Raw genomic sequence first — 21,484 nt, 5'->3', positions numbered from 1 at the left:
GCTTTTTAGTGATGACTAGAAGTTATAGGAGTGTACTATTGAAAGAATATTAACTGCATATTGGAATATTGCTTCAAAAATTGCTGGATTTCATCTCCGTAAAATTGAACGAGTACAACGAATCCATTTAATAGCATATGGGAAATCATAGACGCAATAATCCTTTTCGTCTTGTAATAGATAAAGGAGAATATAAATCCTGATACTGCATATAGTAGTATGTGCGTAAAGTCAAAGTGAATAATTCCAAATACAATCGCACTAACAGAAGCAGCTACAAAGAAATTAGTTTTTGGTAATAATGTTCCGAAGATTATGCGCCTGAATATGAGCTCCTCTAAAATAGGAGCGAAAATAACGATGGAAAAAATAGCTAATGGTACAGCTTGGGCGATTTCGATAAACTGGGTTGTATTCTCTGATCCAGGATCCACACCAAACTTTTGTTCAATGTTAGCTGCATAAGCTTGACCTAAAAGGACTAGGAAAAAGCCGATAACTCCCCAACCAACTGTTTGAAGGAGTGAACTAGACTTGCCTTTTAAAGGTTTTAAGTAATTATTGTCTTTCTTAATAATGAACAAGGTGATTAATGTGGCGATCCCCATACTAAGAAATACCCACCATCCAGAAGCAATGAGGGCTGCATTTTCTATTTCCATAGTTTCTAATAACTTATAAAGAAGCGGTGCAAACACAGCTCCTGATAACTGCATAATACAATAAACAATTAAAATGTAGATACCGGTTTTTTGTTGTTTCATGAACAGTTTGATTCCTCTCTGTATGTACCTTCTCCTTTTATTGTATAGGAAATAGGAAATAAAAGAAAAAGATACCTTCTCACTTGCAAAATGTTCTGTGATTAATTATTATTATAAGTGTGTTAGCACTCAAAGAGTAAGAGTGCTAATAATATTACATTTTACTATTTTAGGGAGGTAGTTTCACTTGTTAAGACCATTAGGTGATCGTATCATAATCGAATTAATCGAAGCTGAGGAAAAAACAGCATCTGGCATCGTACTTCCAGACTCTGCTAAAGAAAAACCGCAAGAAGGAAAAATTGTTGCTATAGGTACTGGACGAGTACTTGAAAACGGCACTCGCGTTGAACTTGACGTTAAAGAGGGAGACCGTATCATCTTCTCTAAATATTCAGGTACAGAAGTGAAATATGACAACAATGACTTTTTAATATTACGCGAAAGCGATGTACTAGCTGTAATTGGCTAATAATAAAACTTTACAAAATATATTCAGGAGGTAACTATACACATGGCTAAAGAAATTAAATTCAGTGAAGACGCTCGTAGTGCAATGCTACGTGGAGTGGATAAACTTGCAGATGCTGTTAAAGTAACACTTGGACCAAAAGGACGTAACGTTGTTCTAGAGAAAAAATTTGGTTCACCACTTATTACTAATGATGGTGTAACAATTGCAAAAGATATCGAATTGGAAGATGCATTCGAAAACATGGGTGCTAAATTAGTGGCAGAAGTTGCTTCTAAAACAAACGATATCGCTGGTGACGGTACAACAACTGCTACAGTACTTGCACAATCCATGATTCGCGAAGGATTGAAAAACGTAACAGCTGGTGCTAACCCAGTAGGGATCCGTAAAGGTATTGACCTTGCAGTTGCTGCAGCAGTTACAGAACTAAAAGCAATCTCTAAACAAATCGAAGGCAAAGAGTCTATTGCTCAAGTTGCAGCTATATCTTCAGGTGATTCTGAAGTTGGTGAACTAATCGCTGAAGCAATGGAACGCGTTGGTAACGACGGTGTTATTACTATTGAAGAATCTAAAGGGTTTACAACTGAACTTGATGTAGTAGAAGGTATGCAATTCGATCGTGGATATGCATCTCCTTATATGGTGACAGATTCAGATAAAATGGAAGCTATTTTAGATAATCCATATATTTTAATTACTGATAAAAAAATCACAAGCATTCAAGAAATTCTTCCTGTGCTTGAGCAAGTAGTTCAACAAGGCAAGCCACTTTTACTAATCTCTGAGGACGTAGAAGGAGAAGCACTTGCTACTCTAGTGTTAAACAAATTACGTGGAACATTCAATGCTGTAGCTGTTAAAGCTCCAGGATTTGGTGACCGTCGTAAAGCAATGCTAGAAGATATTGCCGTATTAACTGGGGCTGAAGTAATTACAGAAGATTTAGGTTTAGACTTAAAATCTGCTAATATTACACAGTTAGGTCGCGCTTCTAAAGTTGTTGTATCTAAAGACAATACGACAATCGTAGAAGGTAACGGAGATTCTGATCGCATCGCTGGTCGTGTAACACAAATCCGTTCTCAATTAGAAGACACAACATCTGAATTCGACAAAGAAAAACTACAAGAACGCCTTGCTAAATTAGCTGGTGGTGTAGCAGTAGTGAAAGTTGGAGCAGCTACAGAAACAGAACTAAAAGAACGTAAGCTTCGTATTGAGGATGCTTTAAACGCAACTCGCGCAGCTGTAGAAGAAGGTATCGTAGCTGGTGGTGGTACTGCACTAGTAAACGTATATAACAAAGTTGCAGAATTAGCAGAAACTAAAGAAGGCGACGTAGCAACTGGACTGAAAATTGTACTTCGTGCATTAGAAGAACCAGTTCGTCAAATCGCTAACAACGCAGGTCTTGAGGGATCTATCGTTGTAGATCGTTTGAAACGTGAAGAAGTTGGTATCGGCTTTAACGCAGCAACAGGCGAATGGGTGAACATGATCGAAGCTGGTATCGTAGATCCAACTAAAGTTACTCGTTCAGCACTTCAAAATGCTGCATCTGTAGCAGCATTATTCTTAACTACAGAAGCAGTAGTAGCAGATATTCCAGAACCAGCAGGCGGCGGCATGGGTATGCCGGACATGGGTGGAATGGGCGGCATGATGTAATAAAATTCAATAACCTCATTAAATCAGAGGTTAGAGCATGTTTTATTAGATTGTAGTCATTTTATTGGCCATCTGCGCCTCTAAATACTTTAAATAGGAAGGTCTTTCATCAATTCGCTGAATTGTTGAAAGACCTTTTTTCTTACTCTTTTATCCGTATGGCCATAGTTTCTACTCACTTTCTATTCACCTCATCTGTAGTGCTGTTACTAGGAAAAAAACGATAGTTTGGTGTTTATGCACTTTAATTTATATTAAATATTGATGCCTCTCATTAATTCGCTGAATTATGGAGAGGTATTTTTAGTTCTGTTTTGGAAGGAGAAGAACCATCTTTCAGTAAAATATAGTTATGGGAAGAGTAAAGTGAATGAGTTTGAATCAAACTGTATTAAAACCAGTTCTCGCATATATTTTCTTTCGAGAAATGGGAAAGTGAGACTACAAGCAAGGGTTTCTTCTATTTATATTACAAAGTAAGGAGTTATATAAAATGATATTTACTAATTGCAATAAGTTAGAGGAAATCAGACAGGCCCTCAATTCAAAGTTTTTTGAACGAGAGAATGAGGTTGAAGGAATTCTAGTTGCTTTACTCTCTAGGCAACATATGCTCATGATTGGTCCTGCAGGAACTGCAAAATCGGCATTGTCGAGTGAATTATCTAAAATTATAGAGGGATCTGCATATTTTCAATGGTTGCTGACAAAGTTCAGTACACCCGAGGAAGTATTTGGCCCATTGTCGTTAAAAGGTTTGGAACAGGGCGTATACGAACGGATTATTACATCTAAAATGCCGGAAGCGAATATAGTTTTCTTAGATGAAATCTTTAAAGCGAACTCTGCTATTTTGAATAGCTTACTTACGCTTATTAATGAAAGACTATTCTATAATAATGGGTCACCAGTTCAAGTTCCCTTGATGTCTGTAATAGGTGCTTCCAATGAATACCCTGAGGAAGACGAAGGGCTTGATGCGCTATTTGATCGTTTCCTTTTGCGATTTGAGATTGACTTTATCGCAGATGAAACAAATTTTGTCTCGATGTTGAAAGCTGCTGGTCAAACTATACAAATGCCATTCATGACAATGGAAGAATTGCTGCATCTCCAGTTTTTGACCGATAGGGTAGTCATTCCTGACGAGGTATATAAAGCCCTATCGAAAATTCGTGTGGAGTTAAGGGATGAAGGAATTCGCCCATCAGATAGAAGGTTCAAGCAGTCATTGAGTGTTCTACAAGCGAAAGCAATGATTAACCAAAGGCAAGTTGTCCAGATGGATGATATCGCGATTCTTGAAAATGTTCTTTGGGAAAAGGTGGAGCAAAAAGATGCCGTGTCTTACATTATTCGGAACCATGCACATGACGTTATTACGCAAACTCTCTATTCCTTACAAAATGAAGCAAATGAAGTGTTCTACTCCATACTCCAGGATCAGTCACCAGAGACTGGGATGGAAGCGACTCAAAAAATGATGGCCTTAGTGGCTGATTTAAATAAGCTTAAAAATCAAAGTGAAAGTCGAAAGGCTGATATCGATGTCTTACTAAATAAAGTAACCTCGATGCAACATGAAATGTTGGATAGGATTTTAGAACCCTGTTATTTGGATAACCTAAAAGAAAAAAGATGTTCCACGAGTATCTTTTTTAAGATGTGAAAAGGGATGACCTCTGTGAAATTTCCTAAAAGTTACATCGATAATCTTTCCGTATTGAACACGGACTCATTCGATAAAAGACGCTTCAAAGAAGTATTTGAGATGTCACCCGGTCTTCAAAAGGTTAGAGGTGAAGGTGTATTACCGATGTTCGAACCATTACTAGCTGACATATGGGCATCATTATATAAGATGAAACCTGAAATTACGGAAAGTGATGTAGATAACATGCTTATGGTCAATAAAACACTCATGGAAAGAATTATGAAGGATGAATATTTTGTAGAATACCGGAACTTCACCCGATTGGATGATTTGTCGTCAGCTATTGCCACTGTGAAAATCGGAGAGAGGACGAACCAATGGCTGGTTGACCAAATACAGGAAGATGAAAAAATTCAGAAACAGATGCAGGAACTTCACATGATTCAAAGGAAGTTTCTAAAGCAAAAGCGGCAAGAGTATATAGGAAAAGAACCTTTGGTGTCAGAAGAGAATCTTACAGAAGCGATGACTAAGTTTAATGAGAAATTGCAATGGATGCTTCAAATCAACAGTGACAGCTTTTCCCATGCATTGGTTCACGCTATGCAAGAAACAAAACAAGTGAAAGATAGTCTGAAGTCGTTGCTTGGTGGCTACAGTGCAGGGAATGGTGATGCAGAACTGAAAAAGATTCCTTTGCGTGACCAAATCTCATTAGCTGAAAAAATTGCATCTAATAAAAAGATGAAAGAAATTGCGGATTGGGCTGGAAGATTCAAACAGATAGCTCGTAATAAGCAAAAGCCCAATAAAAGTGATTCAATAGAAAGAAGTGGGATTACGTTAGGCAACGATGTGGAAAGATTACTGCCGATAGAATTGGGTTTATATATACACCCAATAACTAAGAACGACTTCCTTCGTCGCTTTGTAGAAGGGCAGACGATGCAATATGAGCAAATAGGGAAAGAAGTATTGGGGAAAGGACCAATCATACTTTGTCTAGATCAATCAGGAAGTATGCAAAGGCTAGACACCCAATCCAAAGGCTTTACATTAGCTCTTATGTCAATTGCAAGAAAGCAAAGAAGGGATTTTTGTTTAATTTTGTTCTCTACCTCCACGCAGATTTTAACATTCGAAAAAGGAAAAATAAAATGTTCAGATATGATCAATTTAGCTCAAACTTTCTTAGGTGGAGGTACGAACTTTGCGCTTCCGCTTGATGGAGCATTGAATGTAATAAATGAAAGCAAGTTTAAGCAAGCGGATATTGTGTTTGTAACAGACGGAGAAGATAAGGTTTCGGCTTCATTTCTTGAAGCATTTAATAGAAAGAAAAAGGAGAAGAATTTTAAAGTGCTATCCCTTGTAATAGGTTGCAGAATAGATACTGTTGAACAGTTTGCCGATAAGGTTATTAAAGTTAAAGATTTTGATGAAGAGGGTAGTTTTACTGCGTTTGAAATATAAAAGAAAGCTTTCCATTTTGGCTCTTCTTTTCATTTGCTTTAATATAATAAAGCTATAACCACTTCACGTAAGTAGAGAGGTGGTTATTTTTTATGCTTTTAAAATACTATTCAATTTAACAAGGATGAATAGTAAGTTTCCTATATAGTAAAAATGAGTAATCACCAAATCAAAAATTTTGGTAAAGCCTGATATCTTTTAAAATCACCTAGCATTTAGTATGTTCGATGTGTTGATTATTGTATGATAATATTAGAACAGCTTAACTAACTCAATTTATTTATACAGTATGAAAATTAAGGAGAATGATATGTCCTGGAGCAAATTGAAACAAAATTTGGAGAGTTTTCTCTGTCCTGCATTACAAGGAAGAGTTGAATACCGTGCAACTAGCTACCGTTATTTACCCGATAAAGCAGGGAGTTGTTATATCGCGGTCGATAAAAAGAATGTATTCAATATGAGCGATAAAACTACATTAATCAAATGGTATCAGACAGAGCAAGAAATTAAGAATGACTCTGGTATACAAACTCCTATCAGTAATGAGGAAATTGAAGTATTGAGAAAAGTAACCAAGGGATTAGTTCCAGAGGATCGCCTATTAGTAATAGCAAGGAGCAGAAAGTTATCAGAATTGGCAAAGGAGCTTTTGTCAGCACAGTCATCATTAAGCAAATCAAACTTTATCGTTGTAGCTAATAAGTTTTTATCCACTCCTCTAGAGGAAAGCCTAGAGAGCAATGATATTCTAATGAATATTCTAGCTTTGGTAGACAGACGGCTTGGAAAAAAACGAATTTTAAATATGGCTGAGAAGATTAAGCTAAAGCATCCAATTGTACAGTATTTTTATGCACTACGACTTAGTAAATTATGATAATAAATAACGCAGTGAAAATTTATAATGACATTCAACAGTTTAGCGACCTTTCATCCAAACATGGCTTTGGAGAGAGGTCTTTCTTCTTTTTTATATTTAAATATTTTAAATAATAGTTTGTTTTAAATAGTCTAAGGAACACTGTTATTTTACGGCTAATTGCTATAGTATTAAATAAGAAAATCTAAAATAAAGGTAGGATATAAATGGAGAATAAATGGAAGTTTGGTATACGTCCTAAGATTACCATCGGATACATCATTATTATTGTTTGTTTATTTGCTTCCGTGATTATATTAAACAATCAAATTCGTTCACTTCAGCAAGAAAGAAATTTTCTTCTTCAATATAATAATAAAGTAGAAACACTGACAAATAATGTAGAGAAATTTGTGATGGATATGCAGGCAGGTCAGCGTGGGTTTGTCATTACAGGAAATGAAATCTATTTAGAGCCTTACTACAAAGCAGCTGGTGAGTGGCAGATTGAATTCAAGGAACTGTATCAGTTAATGGCGGATAAACCAGATCAGCAACAAAAACTACAGGTGGTAAGAGAAACAACTGACCTGTGGATAGAGGAGGCTGGGGAGAACGCGATTAGACTGAAAAGGGACAATGATGATGCTGCTATTCAACAGTTCTATGCCAATGACCGTGGTCGTGAATACATGCAATCTATTAGAAATCAGTTTAACGACTTCCGTGAATCCGAAAGAGAGATTGCCCAAGTTAGGGCAGAGGAGTTAGATAAGCAAAATAATAATTTGACAGTAGGATTATTCGGTCTGCTTTTAACTGTTTCTATCATTGCAATAGTTATATCAAGCCAGGTTTCGAAATCAATTGTTAGAACTATTAATGATGTGACACAAACCATTAAAAAAATTGCCTCTAACAATGGTGATTTGAAAGAAAGAATACATGTAAATACGAATGATGAAATAAATGAACTTGCAAATGCAACCAATGATCTATTGGATAATTTGGATGGCCGAGAATGGTTGCAAACAAATCTTGCTGAAATTGTGACAAAATATCAAGGTGTTGCTTCTATAGAAGCACTTGCAAAAGTATTTATGTCTGAAATAGCTAAGATGACTAACTCTTCTTCTGGTGCATTTTATGTAAGAGAAATAGAGGATAACCGAAATCATTTCATAAAGAATGCCTCCTTTGCAGATAATAATTTCGAGAAGGATATTGGAAGAGAAAGTTTTCGAATTGGACAGGGGCTAATTGGGCAGTGTGTGCAAGAGAAACAAACCTTCATCTTTAATGAAATACCCGAAGATTATCGCTATATATCTACTGGTTTAGGGGAAGTACCTCCTCGTAGTATATTTATTGTTCCTATATTATTTGAAGGGGACGTCATAGCAGTGATGGAACTTGCTACTATGACTGAATATAGTAAGCTACAGCAGGACTTAGTAAAACAAATTGTGGAGACCTTTGGATTATCGATTAATAGTGTCATAGGACGCATGGAAATTATTCGACTACTAAACGAATCTAGAGCGATGACAGAAGAATTACAAGTACAGTCTGAGGAATTACAAACTCAATCCGAAGAGCTTCAAATGCAAACGGAAGAATTAACACAAATTAATGAGCAGTTAGAAGAAAAAACAAAGGATGCGGAAACAAAAAACAAAGAGCTAGAGAAAATTAGGAAAGAATTAGTAGAAAAAGCAGAGCAACTTACCCTACATTCAAACTATAAATCGGAGTTTCTGGCGAATATGTCTCATGAACTCCGAACACCTTTGAATAGTATTCTGATATTATCGGAAATGCTAGCAGAAAACGATCAAGGACGTTTAACTGATGAGGATGCAGAGTTTGCAAATGTTATCCATTCTTCAGGAGAAGATTTACTCTCGCTAATAAACGACATCTTAGATCTTTCTAAGGTAGAGGCAGGTAAACTCGAAGTTCTATTTGAAGAAGTCAATTTAAGTGAGTTACCTCAACATATGGAGCATGTATTCTCGCCTATTGCACAGAAGAAAAATTTAGAGTTTCATATTTTCAAAGAGGACGATGTAATAGACCTTTTCTTTACAGACGAAAAAAGGTTTCAGCAGATTTTAAAAAATCTTCTATCCAATGCCTTTAAATTTACGGAAGAAGGTTCCGTTGCATTAACGATTAAACAAATTGAGAAACAACTGCAAACAGAGGAAATGAGAGCAATAAGCAAAGATTGGTTGGAAGTATCGATAGCCGACACAGGTATTGGTATCCCAGTAGACAAGCATGAGCTAATTTTTGAGACATTCCAGCAAGCGGATGGTGCAACCGTTCGTAAGTTTGGTGGAACAGGTCTTGGTTTATCTATTTGTAAAGAGTTCGCAAGGTTACTTGGTGGTTGGATTACACTGCAAAGTGAAGAAGGAGTTGGTAGCGTATTTAAACTAGTTGTTCCAAGTCTTCCGAACGGCCTTATTCTAGACAAACATCTAAATATAGATTATTCAGAGGTAGCTGTAACTCAGGCATCATTCGAACCGTCCACAGCTTTTGTATCAGATTTGGCTAAGCTTGAGGTCCAGAAGCAAACTGTAATTGAAAAAGATGAAGTGTTAGTTTCATTGCATGATCACACGAATGTTTTCCAAAACAAAAATATTTTAATCGTTGATGATGATTACCGTAATATATACGCTCTTAAAACGGCCCTTGAAAAAAGAGGAGTGAATATCCTGGTAGCCAAAGATGGCATTGAATGCTTGGATATATTACAGGACAATACTGAAATTGATATAGTACTAATGGATATCATGATGCCGAATATGGATGGATATGAAGCAATGTATAGAATTAGAAACGATTTACAATTGAAAGAATTACCTGTAATAGCTTTAACAGCGAAGGCAATGAAGAATGATCGAGATAAGTGTTTGGAAGCTGGTGCTTCTGACTATATCAGTAAACCGCTAAATCTAGATCAACTATTCTCTGTTCTTCGAGTATGGTTAGTATCTTAAGGGAGTTTTAAAAGATGGACAAGCAAGGTGAAAATATGAAACTTGAGGAAGTATATAAACAACATGAAGACTTGGAGATCGATTTCTTGCTGGAAGCCATCTATCGCTTATCAGGATTCGATTTTCGACAGTACAACCGATCTTCCATATCTCGTCGTATTCACAATCGCATGAATATAAATGGCATTGAGACAGTTACCGGGTTACTAGAAAAAGTGATACATGAAGAGCACTTTTTAGAAAGCTTGCTAAATGATTTTTCCATCAACGTAACAGAAATGTTTCGTAATCCTAGCTTCTTTAAGACTTTTAGAAAAGAAGTAGTTCCTATTCTTCGCAAGTATCCAGAGATTCGAATTTGGCATGCAGGATGTGCAACGGGTGAAGAGGTATACTCCATGGCAATTTTGTTAGAAGAAGAAGGACTCAAGGACAAAGCAGTTATATATGCGACGGATATGAATGAACAAGTATTGGAAAAGGCAAGAAAAGGCGCCTTTCCTATCCAAAAAATGCAAGCATATACGAAAAACTATATGCTTGCAGGAGGAAATTACGCCTTTTCTGAGTACTATAAAGCAGATGATCAATATGCTTATTTTCATCCATCTATACTAGAGAATATTATCTTTGCTCAGCATAATCTAGTGACAGATCAATCATTCAATGAGTTTCATGTGATTATATGCCGAAATGTCCTTATTTACTTTACTGCAGATCTCCAAGAACAGGTACAGCATCTATTCTATGAGAGTTTAAGCCCTCAAGGGTTCCTAGGATTGGGAGACAAAGAAACACTCCGTTTCTCTCAAGTCACGGAGAAGTATCAAGAAATAGCAGGGAATGAACGTATTTATCAAAGGGTTTGATAATGATTACTTTAGGATGTTTTAGGAGGAGTATTTACATTTACTTTTTAAGCTTCTAATCATAGCTGACTATCATATCTCTCCTAAGTTAACCAATAAATTTAAAAAAGCACAAATGTTGTAAAATAACATTTGTGCTTTTTTTTATATAAGAATGTACTTTTTAAATTATTCGTTGCATTTAATCATTAACACACACATATCGTCAGGTTGAGCAGTTTGTTGTTCTTTTGTTAATAGGTTATCAATCAATGACTGTGATTGTTTCCATCTTTTAGAAGCTAACTGTTCAAGTTTTTTTTCAGATTCTATTTCACAAGGATCCATAGCTTCTAGAACTCCGTCTGTATACAATATAATTTGTATATCTTTCTCGTACGTAATAACCTCTTTTTTAACCTCAATCTCATCGAAGAAACCAACTGCGCAGCTCCCTTTATCTAATGGAACCATTTTAGTATCGTCTACAAGTGCGAATCCCGGAGGATGACCAGCATTCACGTATTCAATCGTTTTCTTTTCTGTGTCTACGACCATATAGATAGCTGTAAAATAATAAGGGATTCCAATTTTTTCATTATGTAAAAGAAGCATATAACGATTTAATTCCTTAATAACTAGTTCCGGCTCTACTAATTGCTTAATAGACTCTCTTAGTACGGAGGATATAAACATACATACTAAGGAAGCCGAAATACCATGTCCCATCATGTCCAATAAAACAATCGCATATCGATTGTCACTTATTTTATGCCAATAGTACATATCTCCGGCAAGATTAAAAGAAGGAAGGTATGATACTTCGATTTGTATCTTTTCTTCTTTAAAAGGAGCGGTCAATAAACTTCTTTGGACATGTGTGGCCAAGTCTAGCTCGTATTGAATTTTGTTTTCATGTTGGGTATGCCAGTCAAGTTCTGCCTTTAATCGAAGGGCTACGCGAATACGTGCTAATAGCTCCACTTTGTTTATTGGCTTAGTTATATAATCGCTCCCACCAATATCAAGTGCTTCAGCTAGTTTGTTTTTATCTTCGAGTGCTGTTACGAAGATTATTTGGATATCTTTAAATCTCTCATTTTGTTTAATACGTTTACAAGCCTCAATGCCATCAATTTCGGGCATCATGATGTCTAGTAAGATTAAATCAACCGAATTAAAGGTTGGATTAGGATGATCAAGTTGTAAATAGTCAAATAACATTTGAGCCGATGTTAGTGAAACTGTATCTTTATAACCAGCGCTATCTAATATTTTTTCTATTACAAATAGATTGACGGTATTGTCATCTACCAGTAAAATCGTCATTGGTTATTTCCCCCTGTAGTTTATAAAGATAGTTTTGTATTTTATCACTTAATAATATGAACTAATACTTTTTATCTCTTTATTATACAAAAGATTATACAGATACGGTATTTAAAAGATTAATGCTTCAATTTAAAACTAGTTCAATTCTTGTATACTGGAATCCTAATTTAAATTTTTTATTTGAGTATCTGGTCATTCATTACTGTATTTTTTATTGGAAATCCAATAGTTTGTTACAAATATTGCTCCGGCAACACAAACCAACGTTACCGCTAAATTGACAAATGCGTTTGAATTTACAGATCCAGTTATGAGCACTTCCATTGCATGTTTACTCATACTGGCCGGATTTACTAAATCGATTATTGAATTTAAGCCAACAATAACTCTACAACCTATTAAAAATGCAATGGAGATTAATGCGATAAGGCCTGGACTATTTATAAGTGTGCTAATCATTGCTGTAAACGAGACTATAAAAATAACCCATATTAGATAAAATAATAGAGCGATGAGCATATCGGAAACAGCAACATCTGTGAATAGAAAATTTACGTATAGATAGGATGCGAGGTATCCAGCAGCAACACTAAATGCAATAAAAATATAGTTAGAAGCAATTTTACCTCCCACGTATGAGAAAACAGCTACAGGTCTAGTTAAAATAAAGGCTAACATTCCGCTAGCTTTATCGGTTTGGATGATTCCCATCAAAGAGATTGCAATAATCATAATTCCTAGCTGATCAAATTGTGCACCTATCGTGCCAGCTAAAATCTCACCACCTTGTTGATTTGTCATACTTGGGTCAATCGTAATGCCTTGACCGCTTCCCAAAGTATCTAATATAGCAGGCAAGTAATATGTCATTACAGGTTGCGTAATCCCTAGCAAGATAAATACTAGCGGAAGCCAAATAATCTTAAAATCTCGTGCCATCTGGGTAAATTCTTTGTTAACTAGGACTATAAAAGTATTCATTTCTCCACCACCAATTTTAAGAAAATTTCTTCTAACGTATCATTACCTACTTCAAACTTTAAGATATTTACATTATGTTTCAGTGCATTGCCTAGTAATAAGTTTTTGTTAGCCTCTAGGTTTTCCATTTTCACCATTAGTTTATTCCCAATTACTTCTATTCCTTTCACATAAGGTAATTCTCCTATAATACCAACCCATTTATGATCTGTTTCTGTAATTTCAATATTCAATCTATCTTCGCTATTTCTTTGAAGTAGTTCAGTACTCGTTGTGTCCTCGATTTTCAATCCATTTTTAATAACTATAAATCGCTCACAGATTTCTTGTGCGTCACCTAAAATATGCGTTGATAGTAGGATGGTTGTTTCCTGTTTTATTTCTTGGATAAGGTTTAATACTTCTCTTCGGCCAATGGGGTCCAGAGCAGAAACGGGTTCATCCATAATAATGAGGGAGGGCTTATGTAGTAAGGTTTGAGCAATTCCAAGTAGCTGTTTCATACCACCTGAAAATGTACCTACTTTCGAGTCTTCCTCTTCGCTTAAACCGACTTTTTTTAAAATACTCGGAATAGTGCTTGTTAGTACAGCTCTATTTAATCCAGAAAGTTTTCCCATAAACATTAGTGTCTCTTTGGCTGTCATCCAGGGGAAGAAATTTGGATATTGTGGTAAGTATCCAATTTCTTTTTTCATCAAAGAAATTTTTTTTCCGTTTAATAGGATTTCACCAGTGTCTGGATTAATAATATCTGCGATCATTTTAATGAGTGTCGATTTCCCAGCCCCATTAGGTCCGATTAATCCTACACAATCTCCTGATTGTAGTACCACCGAGAAGCTGTCAACGGCAGTTTTGTTTTTAAAAGTTTTCTTTACATTTCTAATTTCCAATGTCAACTTGCTCACTATCCTTTCTACCTATAACAAAATACAGAACTGGTCCAAGTGTATTGCCAAAAATTATTATTAGTGTCCATATAAGTACATTATTTCTCCTGTTTTTATTTCTGTACAAATCTATTAATGCAACCATAGCAAGTATAAATCCTACTAAAATAACTGGGAGCACGATAGGTAAGAAAGGCATTAAATCAAAGTCTTTTAAATCATTTATTCCATAATGCAATTGCATAATCCCAACTCCTTTTTAAAAAGTAATTCTCATTATCAATAATGATAACATGATGTTTTATATTTTGCACTACTTATTCTTATTCTTTATAATGAGAATAAGAATAACCAAGTGAGGGGATATAATGTTAAATAAAGTTGAAGTGCTTATGCATCCAGTACGAATGAAAATTTCTCAAGCATTATTAAGAAATAAAGAAAATGGATTAACACCATTAGAAATGGTCAAAATTATTAAGGATGTGCCACAAGCAACTCTCTACAGACATATACAAGTGTTATTAGACTCCGAGATAATTCGTGTAATAAATGAAAAGAAGGTGAAATCGGTATCTGAGAAATATTATGTGTTAAATGAAGAGAAGCTGAAACTTGATCAAGGGGAGTGGAATCAAGCATCTCAACAAGAAAAACTTGATTTTGTATCTTTCTATCAATTAACATTAATGACTCAATATCAAAACTATTTAAAGAAAATAGAAGAAACGAACGATTCTCATGATGGAGCAGCATTTTCTTTAATCGAATTAAAAATGAATGACGAAGATTTCTTAAATTTTCAAAATGAGCTAAAAGAAATTTTAACTAAATACTATCTTTTTCCAAGTAACCAAGAGGAAATAGATATCCCCGTACGAACAATTGGAGTTACAATTATTCCCGATACATAAAGTGGTTTCAAAAAAGCCTAAAGGGAATAGCTAGTTAGATTTATTCTAGAGATTTCTCATCATTCTATTGGATTGATGGGAGGTCTCTTTTTACGTAGACATGGAATATGTGAAGTCTATGAAAAGGTAAAAAGTAAAAGAGTTAGTAGTTATCAATAGAAGGAATTTTCAACCTCGATGCAGAAAGTGTACTTCTAACATGCATAAGGGTTAAAGTGAAATGGTAATTTCATATAGGATCTAAGAGTTAAGAGGCTTCTCATTCCTAGATAATATAGTCGTAAAAGCAATCCCCGTAATAGATGAAGTTCAATTGGTTAGAATTAGTGAAAATACTGAAGGGAAACTTGTTATTCACTTTTTAGAGGATAACTACGTTGTCAGTGAAAAGGTAACGGACGAGGTACACCAATATGTAAGAGAATGGTTGGATCTAGATAATGATTTAAGACCTTTTTATGAAATGGCTAAAAAAGATTACTTACTACATAATGCAGTGGATGAGTTTTATGGGCTTCGTAATATTGGGATTCCAGATTATTTGAAGCAATAGTTTGGGGGATTCTTGGACAGCAGATCAATCTGGCGTATACATATACATTAAAAAAGAAGAATGGTAGAAATATTCGGGGATATTGCTAATTTAACCGGTACAGTAGATAAACCAACAAAAGAAGAAATATCAAAACTAGCAGTCCCATGGAGGGGCTGGGAGTCATATGCAACCTTTTATTTATGGAGATTCTTATATTGAATCGAAGATGTTCTTAAGTTCGTTGATATGAAAAGAACTAAATAAGCCTCCAATCAATTCACTGAATTGGTCGGGGCTTTTTGTATAGAATATATCACACAGTACTGGAAACTTTCATTTTTGAGTGAATGCTGTTTGAAATCTCTTCCAATATGGATTCAAAGGAAGTATTTAAAGAATATGCCAGTTCTCTATACAGAATGTTTTGAACGGAAATCAATAGTTTCAAGTCCTGGTCAACTAATTTTTTATTTTCCAACTGGGCATCATACTTTTTTCGTAAAAGTGTATTTACTACTTTTGCGAGTCCTTTTCGATTACCACTTTTAATAATCTCAGAGTAAGTTTTTGTACGTTGTTTACTATCTTCAATCCACTCAATACCCGATGAGCCAAAGGAATTTAATATTGTTTTAGCCTCAGCTTGATCAAGGAGTTCAAGCATAGCTACCGCTTTACTATTGACCGGAGTGCTTATCGATAACTTCAGATTGTCTAATGGGTGTAAAACATAATATTTCTTTGTAATATCGAAATATGTTTTTTCACAAATATCATCTATCTGACATATGCCATGAGTAGAATAAACAATTAGTTCGCCAACTTTAAACATTTACATGCTCCTCTAAAGAATATTGTCAACTAAGTTAACTAAGCTAATTATAACCCAAATATAAAAATAGTCAACTTAGTTGACGATTTGATAGAGGGCTTGTATATTTGTAAAGGACATTATTGAACGGGGGAAAGTGCTTGAATTTCGAGATAAATGATTTAGATTTATTTGATCTAATAAGTGAGAGGAATCTTATGATTCGAAAGGTAACAGAAGAATTATGGAATAGTAGCAATGATATCTATATATCTAATTCAGAGTGGTTCATCATCGCAAGAATATACAAAAAGAATCCGACCATATCCTCTATTAATAAACAAGTAAATATTACACGCCAGGCAACGCATAAGTTCATAAGAAGCTTAGAATCAAAGGGATTAGTGGAAGTTAATCAAGTAACACACAATAAAAAAGAAAAATGCATTCGGTTAACTACCTTAGGAGAAGCATGCTATGAAAAAAATGAATCCCTTAAGGCTGGATTAGAGAAAAAAATTGCAGATCAAATAGATAGAGAAAAGTTAGATGTATTCAAAGAAATATTGAAACTGGACTGGGGAATATAATCTAGAACCCATTAAGATCATACAAGGGTCTAGTTTTTAAAATTGAAGACCACTCTCCATAATTAAATGGGTGAGTGGTCTTTTTTTATATGTGTAAACTGAGATCTTTGAAGGAACTTTGTGCCATTGTGAAGAACTACTTATAAAATGAAAAGAAAGTAGGAGGCAATATGAAAAACATTATTATGGAGTATTATAATAGGTTTGATGAATGGGGACGATTGGATAGGGAGCCTATCGAGTTCCAAGTGAATTGGCATTATTTAAAAAAGTATCTTCCTTTAAATGGAGAGATTCTAGATAATGGAGCGGGACCGGGAAAATATTCTATGCGATTAGCAAATGAGGGATACAGAGTTACACTCACCGATTTAACTCCACAGCTTGTGGAAATGGCTAAAGATAAAGCAAACGAGCTTAAGTTAGAACAAAATTTTAATGGATTCCATGTAGCGGATGCAACAGATCTTACTATACTGAAAGATAACCAATTTGATGCCTCATTAATGCTTGGCCCTTTGTATCATTTACAAGAAGAAGCAGAGCGTGTTCAAGCGGTAAATGAGTTATATAGAGTTACGAAAAAGGGTGGAATTGTTTTTGTGGCGTTTATGCCGAGAGTTAGACATATTTTAACGTCTCTCATGTATCCAGAAAATTGGAAGCCGAATAACCAAATGGATAATATAGACCAGTTTTCTCAAAGTGGACGTTTTAACCATAAGGAGGAAGGACGATTTACAGGAGCTTATTACTTTAATATAGAGGAAATAAAACCATTCATGGAGGCAAACGGATTTGAAAGTCTAGATTTAATAGGTTCTAATATAGGTACTCTCTTGAGCGGTGATAATTGGAGCTACTGGAGAGATAAAGGTTCAAGTGAGTTTGAGAAAGTTATTAGATTACTAACCGAGAAAGCTAATGATCCCCATGTTTTAGGAATCTCCTCGCATTTACTTTATATCGGGAAAAAGATTTAGAACATAGAAATATAGATTAACAATAAGATATCAAAATCTATTTAGTCAGTCTAAATAACTATTTTTCCAGTATAGGTACTTTCTAGTCATTATCAGATAATTTACATAATATTTATGAAGTGGGGTAAATACTAGTAGATTACTTTTTAAATAACGTTTAGAAAGGGGAATATACAATGCAAGTAAAAGGAGAGGTTCTGCGCAAAGTTCGAAAAGAACAGAACATGTCACAGGAGGAACTTGCCCTAGAGTTAAAGGTAACAATCAGCACTGTTTCTAATTGGGAACGTCAGGATGTGCCAGACGGCCGATATATTAGACCAATTGCGGAAGCCTTAGATGTAAGTGTTCATAAGTTAACTGGAGTTCCACCAAATGTTGCATCAGTGGAAGTGAAATCTATAGATACGTACGAGGAAGAAAATATTTTGCTTGAACGTTTGATGGAATCATTTGAACAATATGTACAGGATAAAGAAAAGAGTGTAGGAAATAACAAGCAGGAATTCTGGGAAGATGAATGGAGAAATGGTTAAGAAGACAGGATGCAAGCGAATATACCACAACCTGGTTCATCCGCAAAATAGGTATGAAAGAAGCCGGTAGCATTTTGATGCTTAAGGTTTCTTTTTTTATGGAAAAATGTAATAATCGCCAATCGACTCTGAATTCTACCCCAATATCCTACAAGTTATTCTAAAAGCTAAAAAAGTATAGGTAATGATAAAAGAATACAGTTGATAGCGCTTTCATATAAATATTCTGAATTTATAATAAAGAAGTAATCAACTTTTAGAAAAAGGGAGAGGGATAAAGAATGAAGAAGTTCAAGGGGTTAACTTTTTTAGTTATATTAATGGTTTTAGCATTAGTGGCCGCAGGGTGTAATAATGGCGGAGGTAATTCGGTAGATGTTGGTATTGTATTACCAACAAAGGATGAGCCACGTTGGGTTCAAGATGAGCAACGCTTCAAAGACGCTTTAGCAGATTCGGATTATTCTACAGAAATTCTATTCAGCCAAGGTTCTTCAGCGAAGGAAAAAGAAAATGTAGAAGCATTATTAAATAAAGGAATTAAAGTATTAATCATCACTCCTCATGATGGTGCAGCAGCGGCTTCAGCAGTAGAGGCAGCGAAAAAAGAGGGTGTAACAGTGATTGCATATGACCGTTTAATCACGGATACGGATGCAGTAGATTACTATGTGACTTTTGATAGCTTAGCAGTTGGTGCAGCACAAGCGCAGTATCTAGTAGACAATGCTGATGGCTCAGATGTTCCACTTTACTTGTATGCAGGGGCAGCGTCTGATAACAATGCATTCTTGTTCTTTGAAGGAGCATGGAAAGTGCTTCAGCCGAAAATTGCTGATGGAACTTTTAAAATTGCCAATTCAAGTGAAGCAGAGGCATTAAAAGACTCAGCAGATCTTTCACGTGATCAGCTAGGTAAAATTATTGGTCAAATCACTACAAACTGGGATCCAAACGATGCAAAAAACAAAGCACAAACTCATTTAACAGCAGCAGCAGATAATCTAAAAGGAAATGTTTCCATACTTGCACCGAATGATGGAACTGCTCGTTCTATCGCAGATGTATTTGCATCTGATAGTGCTATTACTGATTACTTTGTAACTGGCCAAGATGCAGAAAAAGCTTCCATTCAATACATCATTGACGAACAACAATCGATGACTGTTTTCAAAGATGTTCGTACATTAGTAAAAGATGCAATGGGTATGGCAGTAGAAGTTCTAGATGGCAACACACCAAAAACAACAGGTTCTTACGATAATGGATCTGTGGAAGTAAAAGCGAAACAAACGGATGTAATCGTAGTGGACAAAGACAATGTTAAAGCTGAACTTATCGATTCTGAGTATTATGAGTCAAGTGAATTTACAGGTCTAGAGTAAAACAGTTGAAGAGGAGGAATAGTGATAGATTCGTCTATCACTATTTCTCCATTTTTACCCCGCATCGACGGGCGGTAGGCCTCTATCTTCTACAAGAAGGTAAAGGACTAAGGCGTAAGTGAAAGTGCAAATGGCCGTAAATGTCCGAATGGTTCAATTAACAGATAGTAGATGTTAATGAGTTCCCTACTGTTTGAGGTTTCACTTTTTTTGTTTAAGTAAGGGAGGCAATAATATGAGTGAGTATATTTTAGAGATGAATAATATTTCTAAAGAATTCCCAGGAGTTAAGGCACTTTCAAACGTGAATTTCAAAGTGAAAAAAGGCGAGATTCATTGTTTGGTTGGAGAAAATGGAGCAGGTAAATCAACTCTGATGAAAGTGTTAAGTGGAGTTTACCCATATGGTAATTACACTGGGGACATCGTATATGAGGGAAAAGTTCAACAGTTCAATGAAATTTCGGATAGTGTCAAAGTAGGCATCGGTATTATTTACCAAGAACTAGCTCTATTTCCCGATTTGACTGTCTATGAAAATATATTTGCTGGAAACGAACAAAAAAAAGGTCCTTTTGTAGACTGGAATAAAACAATCGTTCAAGCAACCGAATTATTGCAAAAAGTGAAGTTAAGAGTAACTCCAGAAACACTTATCAAGGAATTAGGTGTCGGCAAGCAGCAGCTGGTGGAAATCGCCAAAGCTCTAAGTAAGGACGTTAACTTGCTTATATTAGATGAACCAACTGCGGCACTTAATGAAGATGATAGTGAAAATTTGTTGGTACTTCTAAAAGAGCTGAAAGAACAAGGGATTAGTTGCATTATGATTTCTCATAAGCTTAAGGAAGTTATAAATATTGCAGATAAAGTAACAGTATTGCGTGATGGACAGACAATTTGCACGCTTGATGCGAGTGAGGGAGAAGTATCTGAAAACGTCATTATAAAAAATATGGTTGGCCGTGATATTGAAGATATTTATCCGAAACGTCCCGATAAGAAAATTGGTGAAACAATTCTTGAATTATCTGATTGGACTGCTTATGATTCACAGCTCGGTCGGAATGTAGTGAAAAACGTAAAGCTTGAGGTAAAAAAAGGCGAAATAATCGGGATTGCAGGTCTCATGGGATCTGGTCGAACAGAGCTTGCCCTCAGCATTTTTGGTAACCCTAAAAACTATAAAATACAGGGTAATATGAAAATGTTTGGAGAAAAAAAGGTATTAAAGCATACAAGTGAGGCGATTAAAGCAGGTATTGCCTATGTAACGGAAGATCGTAAAGGAGACGGCTTATTTCTATTACAGGATATCAAGAGTAATGTTTCTGCAGCGCATCTCAAAGGAATTTCTACAAAGGGAATACTAAATTTAAACGAAGAAGTGAAAGTTGGAACAACGTATAAGGATTCTCTCTATATAAAAGCTAGCTCACTAGAACAGATTGTCGGGAAGCTCAGTGGAGGAAACCAACAAAAAGTATCACTTGGTAAGTGGTTGTTTACAGGACCTAAGATTTTGATATTAGATGAACCGACAAGGGGAATCGATGTCGGGGCGAAGTTTGAAATTTACACAATTATGAATGAACTGATCAATGAAGGAATGAGTATTATAATGATTTCCTCTGAACTGGGCGAAGTACTAGGGATGAGTGATCGAGTTTATGTCATGGCAGAGGGCTCCGTTAAAGGAGAGCTAACTATGGAGGAAGCGACACAAGAAACGATAATGGAACTTGCGACGCAATAAAAGGGGG

Annotated in this window: 21 protein-coding genes; 15 read left to right on the top strand and 6 right to left on the bottom strand. The window is 35.5% G+C overall.

The window, feature by feature from the left end; all coding sequences use genetic code 11:
* Positions 1 to 35: 35 nt before the first annotated feature.
* Positions 36 to 764, bottom strand: coding sequence for a CPBP family intramembrane glutamic endopeptidase (locus tag MHI40_RS16345; RefSeq protein WP_340763548.1), 729 nt, complete (start codon positions 762 to 764; stop codon positions 36 to 38).
* A gap of 187 nt (positions 765 to 951) precedes the next feature.
* Here MHI40_RS16345 and groES point away from each other — a divergent pair, with 187 nt between their 5' ends.
* The 7 genes from groES to MHI40_RS16310 all read left to right on the top strand — a co-directional run bounded on the left by groES (position 952) and on the right by MHI40_RS16310 (position 10,782).
* Positions 952 to 1,236 carry a co-chaperone GroES gene (groES, locus tag MHI40_RS16340; protein WP_093538282.1) on the top strand — a complete coding sequence of 95 codons (285 nt, stop codon included), beginning with the start codon at positions 952 to 954 and terminating at the stop codon, positions 1,234 to 1,236.
* 42 nt (positions 1,237 to 1,278) lie between these two features.
* Positions 1,279 to 2,910, top strand: coding sequence for a chaperonin GroEL (gene groL / locus MHI40_RS16335; RefSeq protein ID WP_093538283.1), 1,632 nt, complete (start codon positions 1,279 to 1,281; stop codon positions 2,908 to 2,910).
* 493 nt (positions 2,911 to 3,403) lie between these two features.
* Positions 3,404 to 4,579, top strand: a complete 1,176-nt coding sequence (locus tag MHI40_RS16330) for an AAA family ATPase (RefSeq protein WP_340763547.1) — start codon at positions 3,404 to 3,406, stop codon at positions 4,577 to 4,579.
* Between the two features lie 15 nt (positions 4,580 to 4,594).
* Entirely contained in the window at positions 4,595 to 6,037 is a 1,443-nt protein-coding gene (locus MHI40_RS16325) for a vWA domain-containing protein (RefSeq protein ID WP_340763546.1), read from the top strand.
* Positions 6,038 to 6,347: 310 nt separating this feature from the next.
* The gene (locus tag MHI40_RS16320; protein WP_340763545.1) at positions 6,348 to 6,917 is read left to right on the top strand and encodes an SF0329 family protein; all 570 of its coding nucleotides are present in this window, start codon (positions 6,348 to 6,350) and stop codon (positions 6,915 to 6,917) included.
* A 209-nt stretch (positions 6,918 to 7,126) separates the two neighbouring features.
* Positions 7,127 to 9,913 carry a CHASE3 domain-containing protein gene (locus tag MHI40_RS16315; RefSeq protein ID WP_340763544.1) on the top strand — a complete coding sequence of 929 codons (2,787 nt, stop codon included), beginning with the start codon at positions 7,127 to 7,129 and terminating at the stop codon, positions 9,911 to 9,913.
* A gap of 14 nt (positions 9,914 to 9,927) precedes the next feature.
* Positions 9,928 to 10,782, top strand: a complete 855-nt coding sequence (locus tag MHI40_RS16310) for a CheR family methyltransferase (RefSeq protein ID WP_093538288.1) — start codon at positions 9,928 to 9,930, stop codon at positions 10,780 to 10,782.
* A gap of 168 nt (positions 10,783 to 10,950) precedes the next feature.
* On the opposite strand, the gene MHI40_RS16305 is transcribed toward MHI40_RS16310, so the two are convergent.
* The 4 genes from MHI40_RS16305 to MHI40_RS16290 form a co-directional block, all read right to left on the bottom strand.
* Positions 10,951 to 12,090: a fused response regulator/phosphatase gene (locus tag MHI40_RS16305; protein ID WP_340763543.1), complete on the bottom strand. Its 1,140-nt coding sequence runs from the start codon at positions 12,088 to 12,090 to the stop codon at positions 10,951 to 10,953.
* Between the two features lie 195 nt (positions 12,091 to 12,285).
* Positions 12,286 to 13,074, bottom strand: coding sequence for an ABC transporter permease (locus MHI40_RS16300; RefSeq protein WP_340763542.1), 789 nt, complete (start codon positions 13,072 to 13,074; stop codon positions 12,286 to 12,288).
* Positions 13,071 to 13,976, bottom strand: coding sequence for an ABC transporter ATP-binding protein (locus tag MHI40_RS16295; RefSeq protein WP_340764562.1), 906 nt, complete (start codon positions 13,974 to 13,976; stop codon positions 13,071 to 13,073). The genes MHI40_RS16300 and MHI40_RS16295 overlap by 4 nt, the downstream gene beginning before the upstream one ends.
* Entirely contained in the window at positions 13,960 to 14,211 is a 252-nt protein-coding gene (locus tag MHI40_RS16290) for a PLD nuclease N-terminal domain-containing protein (protein ID WP_340763541.1), read from the bottom strand. Before MHI40_RS16290 ends, MHI40_RS16295 begins: the two co-directional genes overlap by 17 nt.
* Positions 14,212 to 14,335: 124 nt before the next feature.
* Here MHI40_RS16290 and MHI40_RS16285 point away from each other — a divergent pair, with 124 nt between their 5' ends.
* The 3 genes from MHI40_RS16285 to MHI40_RS23445 all read left to right on the top strand — a co-directional run bounded on the left by MHI40_RS16285 (position 14,336) and on the right by MHI40_RS23445 (position 15,635).
* Entirely contained in the window at positions 14,336 to 14,881 is a 546-nt protein-coding gene (locus MHI40_RS16285; RefSeq protein ID WP_340763540.1) for a helix-turn-helix domain-containing protein, read from the top strand.
* A gap of 313 nt (positions 14,882 to 15,194) precedes the next feature.
* Positions 15,195 to 15,434, top strand: coding sequence for a DNA glycosylase (locus tag MHI40_RS23450; protein WP_445678328.1), 240 nt, complete (start codon positions 15,195 to 15,197; stop codon positions 15,432 to 15,434).
* Positions 15,435 to 15,494: 60 nt separating this feature from the next.
* Positions 15,495 to 15,635 carry a hypothetical protein gene (locus tag MHI40_RS23445; protein ID WP_445678327.1) on the top strand — a complete coding sequence of 47 codons (141 nt, stop codon included), beginning with the start codon at positions 15,495 to 15,497 and terminating at the stop codon, positions 15,633 to 15,635.
* A 94-nt stretch (positions 15,636 to 15,729) separates the two neighbouring features.
* On the opposite strand, the gene MHI40_RS16275 is transcribed toward MHI40_RS23445, so the two are convergent.
* On the bottom strand, positions 15,730 to 16,248 hold the full coding sequence (locus MHI40_RS16275; protein WP_340763539.1) for a CarD family transcriptional regulator: 519 nt from the start codon (positions 16,246 to 16,248) through the stop codon (positions 15,730 to 15,732).
* A gap of 140 nt (positions 16,249 to 16,388) precedes the next feature.
* On the opposite strand from MHI40_RS16275, the gene MHI40_RS16270 reads away from it, so the two are divergent.
* The 5 genes from MHI40_RS16270 (at position 16,389) to MHI40_RS16250 (ending at position 21,477) form a co-directional block, all read left to right on the top strand.
* Entirely contained in the window at positions 16,389 to 16,817 is a 429-nt protein-coding gene (locus MHI40_RS16270) for a MarR family winged helix-turn-helix transcriptional regulator (protein WP_340763538.1), read from the top strand.
* A 170-nt stretch (positions 16,818 to 16,987) separates the two neighbouring features.
* Positions 16,988 to 17,800, top strand: coding sequence for a class I SAM-dependent methyltransferase (locus tag MHI40_RS16265; RefSeq protein WP_340763537.1), 813 nt, complete (start codon positions 16,988 to 16,990; stop codon positions 17,798 to 17,800).
* 176 nt (positions 17,801 to 17,976) lie between these two features.
* Positions 17,977 to 18,336 (top strand): helix-turn-helix domain-containing protein, encoded by a 360-nt coding sequence (locus MHI40_RS16260; RefSeq protein WP_340763536.1) that lies wholly within the window; start codon positions 17,977 to 17,979, stop codon positions 18,334 to 18,336.
* A 281-nt stretch (positions 18,337 to 18,617) separates the two neighbouring features.
* Positions 18,618 to 19,721, top strand: a complete 1,104-nt coding sequence (locus MHI40_RS16255) for a sugar ABC transporter substrate-binding protein (protein ID WP_340763535.1) — start codon at positions 18,618 to 18,620, stop codon at positions 19,719 to 19,721.
* A 235-nt stretch (positions 19,722 to 19,956) separates the two neighbouring features.
* Complete coding sequence (locus tag MHI40_RS16250; protein WP_093538301.1) at positions 19,957 to 21,477, top strand: sugar ABC transporter ATP-binding protein; 1,521 nt, start codon at positions 19,957 to 19,959, stop codon at positions 21,475 to 21,477.
* Positions 21,478 to 21,484 lie beyond the last annotated feature (7 nt).

This window comes from Psychrobacillus sp. FSL H8-0510, from assembly GCF_038008345.1.
Taxonomy (GTDB): Bacteria; Bacillota; Bacilli; order Bacillales_A; family Planococcaceae; genus Psychrobacillus; species Psychrobacillus psychrotolerans.
Note: the sequence above shows the minus strand (reverse complement) of the source record. Positions and strands in the feature narration are given on the sequence as shown.